The sequence below is a fragment of the Mesorhizobium sp. CNPSo 4671 genome, assembly GCF_057784245.1.
The window spans coordinates 64461-80602 of record NZ_JBWLUW010000010.1 but is presented as its reverse complement, the minus strand read 5'-3'; the positions used below and the strand labels follow the sequence as shown (position 1 = coordinate 80602).

Annotated in this window: 13 protein-coding genes; 5 read left to right on the top strand and 8 right to left on the bottom strand. The window is 62.6% G+C overall.

Annotated elements, in window-relative coordinates:
- Positions 1-106: 106 nt before the first annotated feature.
- Positions 107-2083, bottom strand: coding sequence for an acetoacetate--CoA ligase (locus AC04SF_RS25580; protein ID WP_488480031.1), 1977 nt, complete (start codon positions 2081-2083; stop codon positions 107-109).
- Positions 2084-2281: 198 nt separating this feature from the next.
- Between AC04SF_RS25580 and AC04SF_RS25575 the strand changes: the two genes are divergently transcribed.
- On the top strand, positions 2282-4135 hold the full coding sequence (locus AC04SF_RS25575; protein ID WP_488480030.1) for an AsmA family protein: 1854 nt from the start codon (positions 2282-2284) through the stop codon (positions 4133-4135).
- A gap of 109 nt (positions 4136-4244) precedes the next feature.
- Here AC04SF_RS25575 and AC04SF_RS25570 read toward each other — a convergent pair whose 3' ends face one another.
- The 6 genes from AC04SF_RS25570 to AC04SF_RS25545 form a co-directional block, all read right to left on the bottom strand.
- Positions 4245-5063, bottom strand: coding sequence for an ABC transporter permease (locus AC04SF_RS25570; RefSeq protein ID WP_019860323.1), 819 nt, complete (start codon positions 5061-5063; stop codon positions 4245-4247).
- Positions 5060-6028: an ABC transporter permease subunit gene (locus tag AC04SF_RS25565; RefSeq protein WP_096454187.1), complete on the bottom strand. Its 969-nt coding sequence runs from the start codon at positions 6026-6028 to the stop codon at positions 5060-5062. Before AC04SF_RS25565 ends, AC04SF_RS25570 begins: the two co-directional genes overlap by 4 nt.
- A gap of 9 nt (positions 6029-6037) precedes the next feature.
- Positions 6038-7180 carry an ABC transporter ATP-binding protein gene (locus AC04SF_RS25560; protein WP_202351403.1) on the bottom strand — a complete coding sequence of 381 codons (1143 nt, stop codon included), beginning with the start codon at positions 7178-7180 and terminating at the stop codon, positions 6038-6040.
- A gap of 74 nt (positions 7181-7254) precedes the next feature.
- Positions 7255-8352: a polyamine ABC transporter substrate-binding protein gene (locus AC04SF_RS25555; RefSeq protein WP_488480029.1), complete on the bottom strand. Its 1098-nt coding sequence runs from the start codon at positions 8350-8352 to the stop codon at positions 7255-7257.
- Between the two features lie 326 nt (positions 8353-8678).
- Entirely contained in the window at positions 8679-9632 is a 954-nt protein-coding gene (locus tag AC04SF_RS25550) for a DMT family transporter (RefSeq protein ID WP_488480028.1), read from the bottom strand.
- A 138-nt stretch (positions 9633-9770) separates the two neighbouring features.
- Positions 9771-11219 (bottom strand): helix-turn-helix domain-containing protein, encoded by a 1449-nt coding sequence (locus tag AC04SF_RS25545; protein ID WP_488480027.1) that lies wholly within the window; start codon positions 11217-11219, stop codon positions 9771-9773.
- Positions 11220-11455: 236 nt separating this feature from the next.
- Between AC04SF_RS25545 and aceA the strand changes: the two genes are divergently transcribed.
- From aceA to AC04SF_RS25530, 3 genes are all read left to right on the top strand, one after another.
- Positions 11456-12745, top strand: coding sequence for an isocitrate lyase (gene aceA, locus AC04SF_RS25540; protein ID WP_224690919.1), 1290 nt, complete (start codon positions 11456-11458; stop codon positions 12743-12745).
- Between the two features lie 57 nt (positions 12746-12802).
- Positions 12803-13045, top strand: a complete 243-nt coding sequence (locus tag AC04SF_RS25535) for an SMc00767 family acetate metabolism repressor (protein WP_006202762.1) — start codon at positions 12803-12805, stop codon at positions 13043-13045.
- Positions 13046-13286: 241 nt separating this feature from the next.
- Positions 13287-13730 (top strand): response regulator, encoded by a 444-nt coding sequence (locus AC04SF_RS25530; protein WP_488480026.1) that lies wholly within the window; start codon positions 13287-13289, stop codon positions 13728-13730.
- Between the two features lie 37 nt (positions 13731-13767).
- On the opposite strand, the gene AC04SF_RS25525 is transcribed toward AC04SF_RS25530, so the two are convergent.
- Positions 13768-14484 carry an HAD family hydrolase gene (locus tag AC04SF_RS25525; RefSeq protein WP_488480025.1) on the bottom strand — a complete coding sequence of 239 codons (717 nt, stop codon included), beginning with the start codon at positions 14482-14484 and terminating at the stop codon, positions 13768-13770.
- A 143-nt stretch (positions 14485-14627) separates the two neighbouring features.
- Here AC04SF_RS25525 and AC04SF_RS25520 point away from each other — a divergent pair, with 143 nt between their 5' ends.
- The gene (locus AC04SF_RS25520) at positions 14628-16064 is read left to right on the top strand and encodes a glutamine synthetase family protein (RefSeq protein WP_179297790.1); all 1437 of its coding nucleotides are present in this window, start codon (positions 14628-14630) and stop codon (positions 16062-16064) included.
- Positions 16065-16142 lie beyond the last annotated feature (78 nt).

The following is a 16142-nucleotide window of genomic DNA, read 5'->3' as shown; positions in this document are numbered from 1 at the left end:
ATGCGACTATCGGGGTCGGGCCTTAACAAGTCCTTACCGGCTCGTCGAAAAATTTACGAATGTGTACCACTCGTGAAATCTAGGTAAATTCCCGCGACATAGTTCGTTAACCATGCCGGTCGGGGTCACTCGCCAGCTGCGGCAGGTTCCTGAACAGCTCCAGCGCTTCCGGGTTGGCGAGCGCTTCCTTGTTCTTGATGGCGCGGCCATGCACGACGTCGCGCACGGCGAGTTCGGTGATCTTGCCCGACTTGGTGCGCGGAATATCCGATACGGCGACGATCTTGGCCGGCACGTGACGGGGGCTGGCGCCGCTGCGGATCTTGGCACGGATGCGCTTTTCCAGATCCTCATCCAGCTTGACGCCCGCGGCCAGCCGCACGAACAGCACGACGCGCACGTCATTGTCGAAATCCTGGCCGATGCATAGCGCTTCCAGGATTTCCGGCATCTGCTCGACCTGGTTGTAGATCTCCGCCGTGCCGATGCGCACGCCGCCCGGATTGAGCGTGGCATCGGAACGGCCATGGATGATCATGCCGCCATGCACGGTCCATTCGGCGAAATCGCCATGGCACCAGACATTGTCGAAACGCTCGAAATAGGCCGCCTGGTACTTCTTGCCGTCCGGGTCGTTCCAGAAACCGATTGGCATGGACGGGAACGCCTTGGTGCAGACCAGTTCGCCCTTCTCCTGCCGGATCGGCCTGCCGTCGTCATCCCAGACATCGACAGCCAGGCCGAGGCCGGGTCCCTGGATCTCGCCGGTCCAGACAGCTTGCGTCGGCACGCCGAGCACGAAGCAGGAGACGATGTCGGTGCCGCCGGAAACCGAGGCGAGATGCACGTCCTTCTTGATGCCGTCATAGACGAAGCGGAAATCCTCGGGCGACAGCGGCGAACCGGTGGACGAAATCGCCCGCACACTCGAAAGATCATGGCTGCGGATCGGCTTGAGGCCGGCCTTGCGCACGGAATCGATGAACTTGGCCGAGGTGCCGAAGAAGGTCATCTTCTCGGCATCGGCGAAGTCGAACAGGACATTGCCGTCGGGGTAGAAGGGCGAACCGTCATAAAGCAGCAGCGTCGCCCCCGAAGCGAGGCCCGACACCAGCCAGTTCCACATCATCCAGCCGCAGGTGGTGAAATAGAAGAAGCGGTCGCCGTCGACCAGGCCGGCATGCAGCCGGTGTTCCTTGACATGCTGGATCAGCGTGCCGCCGGCCGAATGGACGATGCATTTGGGAATGCCGGTGGTTCCTGACGAAAACAGGATGTAGAGCGGATGCGAAAATGGCAGCCGCTCGAAGGTGACGGATTTGACGGCGAAGGGCGACAGCGCCTCGTCCATCGCCACCGCCTTGTCGATGGTTGCGGCCACGTCGACCGACGTGCCGAGATAATCGACGAGCAGGACCTTACGGACGCTGCCGAGCTTGGCCGCGACCGCCGCGACCTTGTCGGCGACCTCGATCGCCTTGCCATTGTACCAATAGCCGTCGGGCGCGATGAAGATGACAGGTTCGATCTGGCCGAACCGGTCGAGCACGCCCTGCTCGCCGAAATCCGGGGAGCAGGACGACCACACCGCGCCGATCGAGGCAGCCGCCAGCATGGCGGCGACGGTTTCGGGCATGTTGGGCATCATCGCGGCAATGCGGTCGCCTTTCTTGACCTTGAGCGACAGGAAAAGCTGCTGCAGGCGCGAGACCAGCCCCTGCAGCTGGTTCCAGGACAGCCGCCGTTCGACCTTGTCCTCGCCGCGAAACACGATCGCCTCGCCGGCGCCGGTCTTCTTCAACAGGTTCTCGGCGAAATTCAGCGTCGCGTCGGGGAAGAAGGAGGCACCCGGCATTTTGTCGCCATCGGCGAGCATATGCTTGCCCTTTTCGCCGGCAATGCCGGAAAAGTCCCAGACCAGGCTCCAGAACGCTTCGCGATCCTCGACCGACCAGCGATGCAACTCGGCGTAGGAAGCCAAGGAAGTGCCGGCTTTCGCCTCCGCCGCCTTCATGAAAGCTGTCAATGGCGAAGCGTCGATCCGGTCTTGCGTTGGGGTCCAGAGCGGTACTTCGGCAGCCATAATCGATCCTCCTCGGTCGTCATCGCTTATGCATATCGCAGCGCAGCAGAGCAAGATTTTGTTGGGCCGATACCCTCAGGTGTGCGCAAATGCCATCGCCGGGCCATAAAGACTTGAAATGCCTCAGTCCTAAGTCGTAGTGACGACTGGGGTTATATCTGTCGGGCGATTTATCGGAACGGAAGCATATAGGGCGAGATGCCATCATCCTTGATCCGCCGCGGAGTATGGGCGATCGGCGCTGCCGTGATCGTCATCGCTCTGGTGGTCGCCACCCTGCCGCTGATCGCCTCGACGCGCATCGTGCGCGACCGCATCGCCTGGGAAATGAGCGCCTGGAGCGGCTTCCGGGTCGCCATCGAAGGCTCGCCGCGCATCGAGGTCTGGCCGAAATTCCGGGCAATCCTGACCGACGTGACGCTGTCCAAGTGGACGGACACCGATGCGCCGCCGGTCGTCGAGGCCGAACGGGTGGAAATCGACCTCTCGGCCATGGCGGCCTTGCAGGGCGACGTGGCGTTCTCCACAGCGCGGCTGGTGCGGCCGACGATCCGGGTCCAGCGCACGGCGGATGGCCTGTTCCTGCCCACGGCACCGACCGGAGGCCGCATCGCGCGCTCCATCGACACGGCGCGCGGCGTGGTCAATGCCGACCCCGCCAAGCCCGATCTCGACAAGCTGCCGACCGACGCCTTCGGCACGGTTGAATTCAGGGACGGCCGCATGGTGGCTTCCGTCGACGGCAAGGACGTGGAAATCCTGAGCAGCCTCAGCGGCCAGGCGAATTGGGCGGCGATGAACAGCAATGCCACACTGTCGGCAACCGGGATCTGGCGTGGCGAAAGCGTCGCGCTTGACGCTGCCTCGCCGAAGCCGCTGGTGCTGTTTGCCGGCGGCGTGGCGCCGCTCACCCTGTCCTTCAAGGCCGCGCCAGCCACCTTCTCCTTCGACGGCGCGGCCAGCATGTCCGAGAACGCCTATTTCGACGGCCAGGTGAAGTTCGCGGCGCCTTCGCTGCGCCGCGTGCTGGAATGGTCGCAGGCCGGCATCGCGCCAAGTGCTGCGATCGGCTCCGTCAGCATTTCGAGCAAGGTCACGGCGTCGGCCGGACGCATCAAATTCGAGAACACCGCGCTGGCGCTGGACAACAATCCGGGCATGGGCGCGCTGGACCTGTCGCTTGGCGACGCCCAGCCGGTGATCTCGGGTACGCTCGCCTTCGACACGCTCGACCTCAGATCATTCCTGTCCGCCTTCACACCACTGGGGCCGGCGAGCGGGGCTGGACCAGGTGACGTCGAGACCAATTTCGCCGACCGGGTCAATCTCGATCTCAGGTTGTCGGCGGCGCATGCCACGGCTGGCACCATACAGCTCGCCGATGTCGCCGCCACCGCCCAGGTCAAGGACGGTCTTTCCGTCTTCGATATTTCCGACGCCTCGGCCTTTGGCGGCAACATCCAGACCAGCCTTCGTTTCGATCGCAAGCCCGAGGGCACGCAGGTCGAGATCCGGCTTCTTGCGTCCGACGTCGACGGCGGCGCGTTCGCTACGGCGGCCGGTATGACCCGGCTGGTGCCGGTCGGCACAGGCACCGTTTCGGTCATCCTCAAGGGGCCGGGCAGGACCTGGGATTCGATCTTTGAAAACGCCGACGGCTCGGTCTCGGCAACCTTCGGCCCCGGCGCGCTCAGCAAGTTCAACCTGCCGGCCTTTCTCAAGCATACCGAACAGGGCGGCTTCTTCGCGCTCGACGATGTTTCGGACGGCACGCTGCCTATCGACGGCGCCGAAGTGAAGGCGACCATTTCGCGCGGCGTGGCGAGGCTCGACAAGGCCGAGGCCAATTCGGCGAAATACAAGATCTGGCTCTCCGGCATCGCCTCCTATGCGGGGCGCGGGCTGGCACTGTCCGGCGGCGTCATCCAGCCAGACCAGGCGACGACGCAAAAGACCGGCCAGCAAGGGCCCAACCAGTCGTCCTTCTTCGTCGGCGGAACCTGGAACACGCCGTTCATTTCCCCGATAAGCCGCGGCGTTTCGGGCGAATAGAAGCGAGCTTGGACGGATCAGGCCCGAGGGCATGGCTTTCGGGATCATGCCTCCGTTTAGTTGAGCATGATCTTGCCCGAAAACCCGCTTCCACTTTTCGGGATCATGCTCACCCGCGCTGCGCCGCTTGTTCGTCGAGCTGGCGCTGCACCTCACGTCGCTTGTTGGCGATCGAAGCGATGATGACGCCTACCGCGACGACGGCGATCAGGATGGTACAGGCGGCGTTGATCTCCGGCGTCACGCCGAGACGGACCTGGCTGTAGATTTTCATCGGCAGCGTCGTGGCGCCCGGGCCCGAGGTGAAACTGGCGATGACCAGATCGTCGAGCGATAGCGTAAAGGCCAGCATCCAGCCGGAGACGATCGCCGGCAGGATGACCGGCAGCGTGATCTGAAAGAAAGTCTTGGCCGGCGTTGCGCCGAGATCCATCGCCGCCTCCTCCAGCGACCGGTCGAAGGAAACCAGGCGCGATTGCACGACGACGGCGACGAAGCACATTGTCAGCGTGATGTGGGCGAGCGTCACCGTGAAGAAGCCGCGGTCGAGACCCACGGCAACGAAGAGCAACAGCAGCGACAGGCCGGTGATGACTTCCGGCATGACCAGCGGTGCGAAGACCATGCCGGAAAACAGCACCCTGCCCCGGAACCGCGTGTAGCGCGTCAGGGTGAGTGCCGCCAGCGTGCCGAGCACGGTCGCCACCGTCGCCGAAATGACGCCAACACGCGCCGTGACCCAGGTCGCATCCATCAGGCCCTGATTGTGGAACAGCGACACATACCATTTGGTCGAGAAGCCGCCCCAGACGGTGACAAGCTTGGATTCGTTGAACGAGAAGACGATGAGCAGCACGATCGGCAGGTACAGGAAGGCAAAGCCAAGCACGATCGAGGTGACGTTGAAGCGGCTCCAGGTGGCGTTCATTTGCCCTGCTCCTGGGCACGCGCCTGTGCCTGCTGGAAAAGCATGATCGGCACGGTGAGCAACAGCAGCAGGATGACGGCGACGGCCGACGACACTGGCCAGTCGCGGTTGGCGAAGAACTCGTTCCACAGCGTCTTGCCGATCATCAGCGTGGACGAGCCGCCGAGCAGATCGGGGATGACGAACTCGCCGACGGCCGGGATGAACACCAGAAGGCAGCCGGCAATGACGCCCGGCAGCGACAGCGGGAAAGTGATCTTCCAGAAGGCTGATGTCGGCGGGCAGCCGAGATCCTTGGCCGCTTCGATCAGCGAATAATCCATCTTTTCCAGCGACGAATAGAGCGGCAGCACCATGAACGGCAGATAGGAATAGACGATGCCGATGAAGATCGCCGTATAGGTGTTGAGGATGACCAGAGGCTGGTTGATGATGTGCAGCGACAAGAGCAACTGGTTGAGCAGGCCCTCGGGCTTGAGGATGCCGATCCAGGCATAGACGCGGATCAGGAACGAGGTCCAGAACGGCAGGATGACCAGCATCAGCAAGGTCGGGCGGATGGTGGCCGGCGCACGTGACATGCCATAGGCGATGGGGTAGCCGACGATCAGCGTCAGGACGGTCGAGATCGCGGCAATGATGACGCTCGTCACATAGGCCTTGAAATAAAGCGCGTCCTGCGTCAGCCAGACATAATTGTCGAAGTTGAGGTCGCGGAAGCCGGCGAAGAAGCCGGAGACGCCGTCGCTGAAATCGAGCACCGGCGTGTAGGGCGGCATGGCGATCGCCGTCTGCGACAGTGAAATCTTGAAGACGATGACGAAGGGAATGAGGAAGAAGAACAGCAGCCAGAGATAGGGGACGATGATGACGAGCCGGTTGACGAAGCCGGCACCCAGGCGGGTCAGTAACGGCTTGGCGGCAGTCGATGGCGCGGCGGCATCGGTGACGGCGATGTTGGACATATCAGCCCCCTACCGTGCCAGCACGACGCCGGCGTCGGGTCGGAAGGACACCCAGGCGCGGTCGTTCCAGGTCAGCGGATCCTCGGTCACGCGCGCCGCGTTCAGGGCGCTTGCCCTGATGATCTGCCCGTCGTCGAGCCTGATGTGGTAGACGGTCATGTCGCCGAGATAGGCAACGTCATAGACCTCGCCTTCCAGCGCGTTGACGGCATCGGCGGGCTTCTTCGACGAGACCTTGATCTTCTCCGGTCTGATGGCGAAGACGATATCGGCATTGGCCGCGGCGGCCGCGCCGCCATTCTCGACGACGATCTGGGCACCTGTCGCGCCAGTGATGCGGGTGGTGTTGGCCGACCGCTCGGCGACCTTGCCCTCGAACATGTTCACATTGCCGACGAAATGGGCGACGAAGCGCGAGGCCGGGGCTTCATAGACTTCCGCCGGCGTCGCAACCTGCATGACCTCGCCCTTGTCCATGATGGCGATGCGATCGGCCATGGTCATCGCTTCTTCCTGGTCATGGGTGACGACCACAAAGGTGAGACCGAGCTCCTGCTGCAAATCCATCAGTTCGAATTGGGTTTCTTCGCGCAGCTTCTTGTCGAGGGCGCCCAGCGGCTCATCGAGCAGCAGCACCTTCGGCCGCTTGGCGACCGAGCGGGCAAGCGCGACGCGCTGGCGCTGGCCACCGGAAAGCTGGTGCGGCTTGCGCTTGGCGAACTGCTCGAGCTTGACCAACTTCAGCATCTCGGCGACGCGCTTTTCGATATCGGGCTTGGGCATGCCTTCCTGCTTGAGGCCGAAGGCGATGTTGTTCTCCACCGTCATATGCGGGAACAGCGCATAGGACTGGAACATCATGTTGACCGGCCGGCGATAGGGCGGAATGCCGCGCAAATCCTGGCCATCAAGCAGGATGCGGCCGGCCGTCGGTTCCTCGAAGCCGGCAAGCATCCGCAGCAGCGTCGACTTGCCACAACCCGAGGCGCCAAGCAGGGCGAAGAATTCGCGCTCGAAGATGGTCAGCGACAGATTGTTGACGGCGGTGAAGTCGCCGAACTTCTTGGTGACTTTGTCGAACTGGATGTATGGCTTGGCGTTCGGGTCGTTCCATGGCGCGAAATCCCTGCGGATGCTGCCAAGCGATTTCATATCCCCACTCCGTGCTTATTGATTCCCCAAAAAACGCGACCCCGGCAGTTGTCTGTCGGGGTCGCTTCAAATGCTTATTGGCCGGTAACGATCTTGGTCCAGGTGCGCGTGATGATGCGCTGGGTCTTGGGATCGTAAGGAGAGACCGTGTAGAGCTTCTGCAGGGTCGCGTCGTCCGGATAGACGGCCGGGTCGCTCAGCAGTGCCTTGTCGACGAACTGCTGCGAAGCCTTGTTGCCGTTGGCGTAGAGCACGGCATTCGACGATTTGGCGATCACTTCCGGCGTCATCATGTAGTTGAGGAATTCATGCGCTTCGGCGACATGCGGCGCATCGGCAGGGATCGCCATCTGGTCGAACCACATCTGGGCGCCTTCCTTCGGCACGGAATAGCCGATCTCCACGCCTTGCTTGGCGTCGTTGGCACGGTTGCGCGCCTGGAAGACGTCACCCGACCAGCCGACCGCCAGGCAGATATCGCCATTGGCCAAGGCGTTGATGTACTCGGACGAGTGGAACTTCCGGATGAAGGGACGGACCTTCATCAGCGCTTCCTCGGCCTTGGCGATGTCGTCGGGCGAGGTGCTGTTCGGGTCGAGGCCGACATATTTCAACGCCGCCGGAATGATGTCGGCTGGCGAATCCAGCACGTAGACACCGCAATCCTTCAGCTTGGCGAGGCTTTCGGGATTGAAGAACACGTCCCAGCTGTCGATCTTGTCGGTGCCGAGCGCGGCCTGCACCTTCTTGATGTTGTAGCCGATGCCGACCGTGCCCCACATGTAGTTGATCGAATACTCATTGCCCGGGTCGTATTTGGCGGTCCTTTGCGAAACCGTGTCCCACATGTTGGAGAGGTTCGGCAGTTTCGACTTGTCGAGCTTCTGGAACACGCCGGCCTGGATCTGGCGGGCAAGGAAATTGCCGCTCGGCACGACGACGTCATAGCCGCTGCCGCCGGCGAGCAGCTTGGTTTCAAGGATCTCGTTCGAATCGAACGTGTCGTAGACGACCTTGATGCCGGTCTTCTTGGTGAAGTCGTCGATGATCGTCGGGTCGATGTAATCGGACCAGTTGAAGACGTTGACGACGCGGTCCTCGGCATGCCCGGCAGGTGTGAACAATGTCAGAAATACCGAGGTCGCCGAAAGCCAGAGCGCTTTGCGGATCATGCTATTCTCCTTTGGTGAGTGTTCCATCGCCGGCTCGTCGCGACAGGCGCGCGGCCGGGCATTTGTTTCAGACTATTGAGCTTTCCAGGGGACAACAAGCGCCGATTGGAGCGACGGTCGCGGCCGCGCAATTGTCCCGGGCTGGAGGGAATCACGGCGCCGTCAGAAGCTCTCGCCGCCGTGCGGACAGAAATACAGAAATATGAAGCGGTCTCGATCGGGCCGCCGGGGAGACTTGGCAAGATACGCCTGTCTTGTTGTTGCCGTGCTCCCAGCCTGCCCGGGCGGCAGCAACGTTGTCAATGGCAAAGCTTCAGCGGCTTGCATCAATTCGGCGACGGCACCCCGGTGACCCCTGGCCGCCGCGGCCGCGCCTGGCGCTTGAACTCGAGCCCGATATGGACGAGCAGCGCCGTGACCACCACCGCGCCGCCGATGATGGTGCGCCCGGACGGCACCTCGGAATGGATGAGCCAGACCCATATCGGCCCAAGGATCGGCTCGAATGTGCCGAGCAGAGCCGCGAGGGCCGCCGGGATCAGCCGCGCGCCGGTGGCGAACAAGGCAAGGCCAATGCCGAGATTGACCACGCCGAAGGCAAAGAGAAAGCCCATGTCGCCGGCCGAGACGGTGAAAGTCGACGCCTGCGAGGCGGCAAAGCCCGCAGCCAGGATCGTGCCGAGACAGGTCGCCGGCGTCATCCGCACGCTGGCGAACCGCCTTGTGATGACGGTGGCGATCGAGAACATCAAGGCGATCAGCAGCGCCAGCCCGTCGCCTATGGGTGAGACGGCGCCATCGAGCGATTCCGACACCATGATGGCGACGCCGGCAATGACGGCGGCGATCGCCACCCAGGTCACGGCACCAACCCGCTCGCGAAACAGCGTCCAGGCAAGCAGCGCCGCCAGAAGCGGCACGCCGGCCTGCATCAAAAGGATGTTGGCGACGGTGGTGTAGGCGAGCGCCACGACGAAGGCGGTCGATGCGATGGTGAAGCAAAGCCCGACGGCAAGGCCAGGCAGGCCCATGTCGCGAAACGATCTCAGCATGCCGCGCCAGCCGTCACGCCAGGCCATGAAGGAGAGCAGGAAGGCGGCGGCCCAGACGGAGCGCCAGAAAATGACCGTCCAGCTGTCACCGACGGTGATGAAGCGGGCGATGGTGCCGCCGAAACTCCACATCAGCGCCGACAGGAAGACCAAAAGCATGCCGACACGTTCCTCGCGCGGCGAGGAAGTCGATGCCACAAGACCCGGTGATGATGCTGCGTCTGTCATGGGCGCGACTGTCGAGCTTTTGTGGACGGGACGATGCGCAAGGGACGACAAAAAAAACTGCTTTGTTCGCGTAACGCAAAGACTTGGAGAGCGGGTGATCCAGACACCAGCGATGATTGTGGCACCTTTGCTGCCGCGTTACTGGAAATCGAAGGCGCTCAGGCCGGTCACCATCTCGTCGAGGCCGAGCGGGCGCGTTACCGGCGGTTCGGCGCGCGCCAAGCAGCCGACGCGTTCGCAAAGCCGGCAAGCGGGTCCGACCGGCGTCGCCGTCAGAGCGCCCGGTCCAGCCTTACCGCCGACTGCAGCGCCGGGCAGAGCCGCGCCATAGACGATGTCGTCGCGGAAGCCGATGTCGCAACCGAGCAGCAGCGCGGTACGGCGCGGACGCTCCGAGAAGGCGCCCTGCGGCCCCTCCAGCGTGCGGGCGATGCACAGGAACTCGGCGCCGTCGGGCATTTCCACCGCCTCGACGAAAACTTGGCCGGGCTGGGAGAAGGCGGCATGCACAGGCAGCTTGGGACAGCCGCCACCGAAGCGGCTGTGCGGAAAGCCCTGGCTGCCGGCCCTGCGGAAGCGGTTTCCGGCATTATCGACCTCCAGCATGAAGAAGGGCACGCCCGCTGCGCCCTGCCGTTGCAGCATGGTCAGCCGGTTCGCCGCCTGCTCGAAGGAAACGCCGAAGCGCGAACGCAGGACATCGATATCGTAGCGTGCGCGGACGGCGGCCGCGTGAAAGGCCTGGTAGGGCATCATCAACGCATGCGCGGCATAGCGGCCGAGTTCGAAGCGGGCAAGGCGGCGGGCTTCGTCCGTGCTCAGCTTGAGCGCCTGGATCTGGCCGGCGACCGCAACCGTCATGCGGATCAGGCAGGCCTCCATCGCTACTTCGCGCAGCTGGTCGAATGGCGAGAGCCGCTCTGACAGGAACAGGCGCTGCGAATGGCGATCGTAGCGGCGGCGCCAGTTCGGCATGGTGGCGACCGGCAGGACCTTGACGACGATGCCGTATTCGCGCTTCAGCCAGGCTTTCAAGGCACCGAACAAATCATCGCCGGAATCGAGCACCGCGGTGAACGCCTCAGCCTCTTCCTCAAGTGTCGTAAAATGGTTCGGCCGCCCCTCGAAGGTCTCGTGCACCTCGTCGATCGGCAGGCGGGCGCCGGACAGCGCGGTGGCGCGCCCCTCGCGCGCCAGGAGCTCGTTGAGGTCTGACAGCCGCTCGGCCTGCTCGCGATAGGCGCGGAACAGTTTTATCACCGCGGCCGACGCATTGGGCGCCGCCTCGGCAAGTTCGATCAGTTCCTGGTCTCCCGGCAATTCGCCGACCAGCAACGGATCGGTGAAGACCTCTTTCAACGCCGCGACCGACCCCCTCGCCTCGCCCTGCAGCTCATGCGGGTCGACCTTGTAGACGGAGGCCAGCTTGAGGATCAGCTGCACCGTCAGCGGGCGCTGGTTGCGCTCGATCAGGTTGAGATAGGACGGCGAGATGCCGAGCCCCTCGGCCATCGCCGTCTGGGTCAGGCCCTTGGCGTTGCGGATGCGGCGGATGCGCGGCCCGGCGAAGATCTTCTGCTCAGCCATCGACTGCCCTTGACAGGAATTTACATGGCATTCGCGTCAATCCATTGCCGCTGATTTTTACAATCATGACAAATTTACAGCAGCTACCTGTCAAACGCAACACAGGTTTTCCCTTATCTCCTGCCATATCTTCTGATTTTTCTGGCTGATTTTGCGCCGCAATGTAAATTCAGTCACATCCCAATGCGCCGAAAGACAGGCGTGCGGACAAGAGCAGCAATCCTTCGGAGTGACTCATGACTGATTTTTACAATCTCGTTCCCTCGGCGCCGGAAGGTCGCTTCGACGGCATTGAACGTCCCTATTCGCCGGAGGATGTGAAGCGGCTGCGCGGCTCGGTGCAGATCCGCCAGAGCCTCGCCGAAATGGGCGCCAACCGGCTGTGGAAGCTCATCCACGAGGAGGATTTCGTCAACGCGCTCGGCGCCATGTCCGGCAACCAGGCGATGCAGCAGGTGCGCGCCGGACTGAAGGCGATTTACCTGTCGGGCTGGCAGGTCGCGGCCGACGCCAACACCGCGTCCGCAATGTATCCCGACCAGTCGCTCTATCCGGCCAATGCCGCGCCTGAGCTGGTCAAGCGCATCAATCGGACGCTGCAGCGTGCCGACCAGATCGAGACCTCCGAGGGCAACGGGCTTTCGGTCGAGACCTGGTTCGCGCCGATTGTCGCCGACGCCGAAGCCGGCTTCGGCGGGCCGCTCAACGCCTTCGAGATCATGAAGGCGTTCATCGAGGCGGGTGCCGCCGGCGTCCATTACGAGGACCAGCTGGCGTCGGAAAAGAAGTGCGGCCATCTCGGCGGCAAGGTGCTGATCCCGACCGCGGCGCATATCCGCAACCTCAACGCCGCGCGGCTGGCCGCAGACGTGATGGGCACGCCGACGCTCGTCGTGGCACGCACCGACGCCGAAGCCGCGAAGCTTCTGACATCCGACATCGACGAGCGCGACCAGCCCTTCGTCGACTACGATGCCGGGCGCACGGTGGAAGGCTTCTACCAGGTCAGAAACGGCATCGAGCCTTGCATCGCGAGGGCCATCGCCTATGCACCCCACGCCGACCTGATCTGGTGCGAGACCTCGAAGCCCGACCTGGCGCAGGCCAAGAAGTTCGCCGAGGGTGTGCGCAGGCATCATCCGGGCAAGCTGCTCGCCTACAATTGCTCGCCCTCGTTCAACTGGAAGAAGAATCTCGACGACGCGACGATCGCCAAGTTCCAGAGGGAACTCGGCGCCATGGGTTACAAGTTCCAGTTCATCACGCTCGCCGGCTTCCACCAGCTCAATTACGGCATGTTCGAACTGGCGCGTGGCTACAAGGCACGGCAGATGGCAGCCTATTCTGAGTTGCAGGAAGCCGAGTTCGCCGCGGAAGCCAATGGCTACACCGCGACCAAGCACCAGCGCGAGGTCGGCACCGGCTATTTCGACGCCGTGTCGATGGCAATCACCGGCGGCAAGTCGTCGACCACCGCCATGCATGAATCGACCGAACACGCACAGTTCAAGCCGGCCGCCGAATAGCGGATCGGAAAACACCGAGGAAACGCCCAAAAGGGCTTCAGACACAGGAGAAGACCAATGGCATCGATAAGCCGCGTCAAGGAACGTGCGGAAGAACAATCGACCACGATGAGCGTCGACCAGCAGGCGACGATCCGCATGCTCGCCAACGACCTGCACAGACTGAACCAGTCGGTGATGAAGGCGGTCGAGGCCGGCGTCTCGGTGGAGCTGGTGCGCTCAGCGAGACACCATGGCGGCGACGGCAATTGGGGCGACCTGCTGATCCCGGTGATTGTCACCCAGCAGAGCCATGGCTGACCGGAAATCGTTGCAACCGACCCTTCACCTGCGCAGCGTATGCGCAGGTGAATTTTATTTTTATGCGGTCGATCCATGGACAGGGCAGTACAGTACTGTTGCTTGACTCCACTGTCGGAGGAGGTGTTTTCGGAAGCGTTTTATTTCAACTTGACATGGGGTGCCATCTCACGCCAATTGTCGGCCAGATTCAACTCTGCATTGAAATAGGGGCGAGCTTCTTGGCCGACTTGAGTGCCCAGTGAGTAGCGAGGGCGAGACCGCAAAACATCCGAATCTGGTGAGCCAGGATTCAAGCGCCGAGACGATCCGCAATCCCTCGCAAGCGCTTGTTGTCGGGAAATCGCCGATCAATCGCGTGGTGGTGTCGAAAATCGTAGAGCGATCCGGGCTCAGGCCAATCTCGGAATCGCCCGATATGGCGGCGAAGACCTTGCGAAGCCTGGTGCCGGGCGTAATTGTGCTGGACGGCGGCGCCGACAACAAGGACTGCGACAATCTGATGTCCGGCATCGAAACGCTGCGGCGGGCTTCGGGCAAATCGCTTCCGCCCGTCATCCTGCTTTCAACCAAGACCGGCACGCCGGAGAGCCTGGGCCTGTCGAGCGTCATCGACGCCGTCGTCGCCAAGCCGATCACGCCCGAACGGCTGCAACCGGTGATCGATCGCCTGATCAGCCGCTAACGGGTTTTCCATCGGAATAGAAAACTGAACACTGCGATCAAGCTGGGTTCTTTATACTTTCGACCAATGTGGGCAATTGCCCGAGGTCGGATATCTGGCGGAACCGGGGCTCGGCGAGCGGCGCCTCGACGTGCTCGAGCACCCAGGTCAGTTCGTGCGGCACATGGACACCCCAGCCGCCGGCCTCGATGGCCGGCACCACGTCCGACTTCAGCGAATTGCCGACCATCATGCTCTTTGCCGGACCGTCGCCATGGCGGCTGAAGAGCCGGGAATAGGTCGCGGCATTCTTGTCGCTGACGATCTCGACCGCATCGAACAGGTCGCCGAGGCCGGAGCCAGCCAGCTTGCGCTCCTGATCGAAGAGGTCGCCCTTGGTGATCAGCACGAGGCGGTATGCGCCGGCGAGCGTCTCCACCGTTTCACGCACATGCGGCAAGACCTCGATCGGGTGGCTCAGCATCTCGCGGCCGGCGTCGAGAATCTGCGCTATGACCGAAGCCGGCACGCGCCCGTCGGTCACCTCGATCGCCGTTTCGATCATCGACAGCGTAAACCCCTTGATGCCGAAGCCATAGACGGCAAGGTTGCGCCGTTCGGCTTCGAGCAGCCGCGCCGAAATCTGTTTCTCCTCGCCATGGTCGGCAAGCATGGCGGCGAAGCGCCTCTCCGTCATGCGGAAGAACTGTTCGTTCTGCCAAAGCGTGTCGTCGGCGTCGAAGCCGATGGTCGTCAGTTCGTTGTTGTTTCGCATCGATGCCTTCCGGATTGGGAGCCGCTTGAACCTAAGCCGACCGACACGATTTTCAACCGGAACGAGGAATGCCGGCAGCGGCTCCCCTTCCCTTCCACAGGGGGGCACGGCTATACTCCGAAATCCGCAACCCAATCTGGTGAATGATGCCGCCTGCAAAAAAGGAAGTCCGTCCGTCGAGCCGCGGAGGACGGGCGCGCACGCCTGCCTTCGTGAAAAACCTGCGTGGTGTGAAGAACTGGAAGGAAGTCAGCGAATGGCTGGAATGGCGCGGCATCGAGGACATCGAATGCATCACGCCTGATCAGGCTGGGGTCGCGCGCGGCAAGATGATGCCGTCGAAGAAATTCACCTCGAACACCTCGCTGGCACTGCCTTCGGCCGTCTTCATGACGACGATTTCCGGCGGCTATCCCGAGGACGGCAACGGTTTCCACTATCCGGAAGACGACGGCGACCTGAAGCTGATGCCGGACCTGTCGACGCTGACGGTGGTGCCCTGGGAAGAAGACCCGACGGCCGCCGTCATCTGCGACCTCGTCCACCAGGACGGCCGCTCGGTCGAGTTCACGCCGCGCAACGTGTTGAAGCGCGTGCTTGCCGCCTATGACAAGCTCGGGCTGAAGCCGGTGGTGGCGCCCGAGATCGAGTTCTACCTGGTGCGCAAGAATCCGGACCCGGACTATCCGCTGACCCCGCCCGTCGGCCGCTCGGGGCGCGCGATCGGCGGCGGCGCCGGCTATTCGATCGCCGGCGTCAACGAGTTCGACGAGCTGATCGACGACATCTACCATTTCTCCGAAAGCCAGGGCCTGGAGATCGACACGCTCATCCATGAGGAGGGCGCCGGCCAGCTCGAGATCAATCTGCGCCACGGCGATCCGATCGAACTTGCCGACCAGGTGTTCATGTTCAAGCGCACCATTCGCGAAGCCGCGCTCAAGCATGAGATCTACGCGACTTTCATGGCCAAGCCGATCCAGGGCCAGCCGGGCTCGGCCATGCATATCCACCAATCGATCATCGACAAGAAGACCGGCAAGAACATCTTTTCGGCCGAGGACGGCTCGGAAACCGAAGAGTTCTTCCATTTCATCGGCGGCATGCAAAAGCACGTGCCGAACGCGCTGGTGATGTTCGCGCCCTATGTCAATTCCTACCGCCGGCTGACGCAGGCGGCCTCGGCTCCGGTCAACAACAAATGGGGCTATGACAACCGCACCACGGCGTTTCGCGTGCCGCGTTCCGACCCGGCAGCGCGGCGTGTCGAAAACCGTATCCCGTCCTCCGATGCCAATCCCTACCTGGCGCTGGCGGCTTCGCTTGCCTGCGGGCTGATCGGCATCACCAGGAAGATCAAGGCCGAACCTCCCGTGCTGACGACCGCCAATGCACACGAGATCGACCTGCCGCGCAGCCTGCTTGAAGCCGTCGACCTGTTCGAGGGCGACGAGGAGCTTTGCGCGCTGCTGGGCAAGTCCTTCGCCGCCACCTACGCGGCGATCAAGCGGGCGGAATTCGAGACGTTCATGGAAGTGATCAGCCCATGGGAGCGGGAGTATCTTCTGCTCAATGTTTGAGTGCCGACTCGGCACGTGAATGGTGAACAGTGAATGGTGAGTAGTTTCATACTGGATGGATGAACGCAGACGCGCTTT

Bases quoted from the DNA above. Each gene is read 5' to 3' on its own strand.
- AC04SF_RS25550 (WP_488480028.1), bottom strand. From the start codon at position 9,632: ATGACAGACGCAGCATCATCACCGGGTCTTGTGGCATCGACTTCCTCG.
- AC04SF_RS25580 (WP_488480031.1), bottom strand. From the start codon at position 2,083: ATGGCTGCCGAAGTACCGCTCTGGACCCCAACGCAAGACCGGATCGAC.
- AC04SF_RS25565 (WP_096454187.1), bottom strand. From the start codon at position 6,028: ATGTCCAACATCGCCGTCACCGATGCCGCCGCGCCATCGACTGCCGCC.
- AC04SF_RS25535 (WP_006202762.1), top strand. From the start codon at position 12,803: ATGGCATCGATAAGCCGCGTCAAGGAACGTGCGGAAGAACAATCGACC.
- AC04SF_RS25545 (WP_488480027.1), bottom strand. From the start codon at position 11,219: ATGGCTGAGCAGAAGATCTTCGCCGGGCCGCGCATCCGCCGCATCCGC.
- AC04SF_RS25525 (WP_488480025.1), bottom strand. From the start codon at position 14,484: ATGCGAAACAACAACGAACTGACGACCATCGGCTTCGACGCCGACGAC.
- aceA (WP_224690919.1), top strand. From the start codon at position 11,456: ATGACTGATTTTTACAATCTCGTTCCCTCGGCGCCGGAAGGTCGCTTC.
- AC04SF_RS25520 (WP_179297790.1), top strand. From the start codon at position 14,628: ATGATGCCGCCTGCAAAAAAGGAAGTCCGTCCGTCGAGCCGCGGAGGA.
- AC04SF_RS25555 (WP_488480029.1), bottom strand. From the start codon at position 8,352: ATGATCCGCAAAGCGCTCTGGCTTTCGGCGACCTCGGTATTTCTGACA.
- AC04SF_RS25575 (WP_488480030.1), top strand. From the start codon at position 2,282: ATGCCATCATCCTTGATCCGCCGCGGAGTATGGGCGATCGGCGCTGCC.
- AC04SF_RS25560 (WP_202351403.1), bottom strand. From the start codon at position 7,180: ATGAAATCGCTTGGCAGCATCCGCAGGGATTTCGCGCCATGGAACGAC.
- AC04SF_RS25570 (WP_019860323.1), bottom strand. From the start codon at position 5,063: ATGAACGCCACCTGGAGCCGCTTCAACGTCACCTCGATCGTGCTTGGC.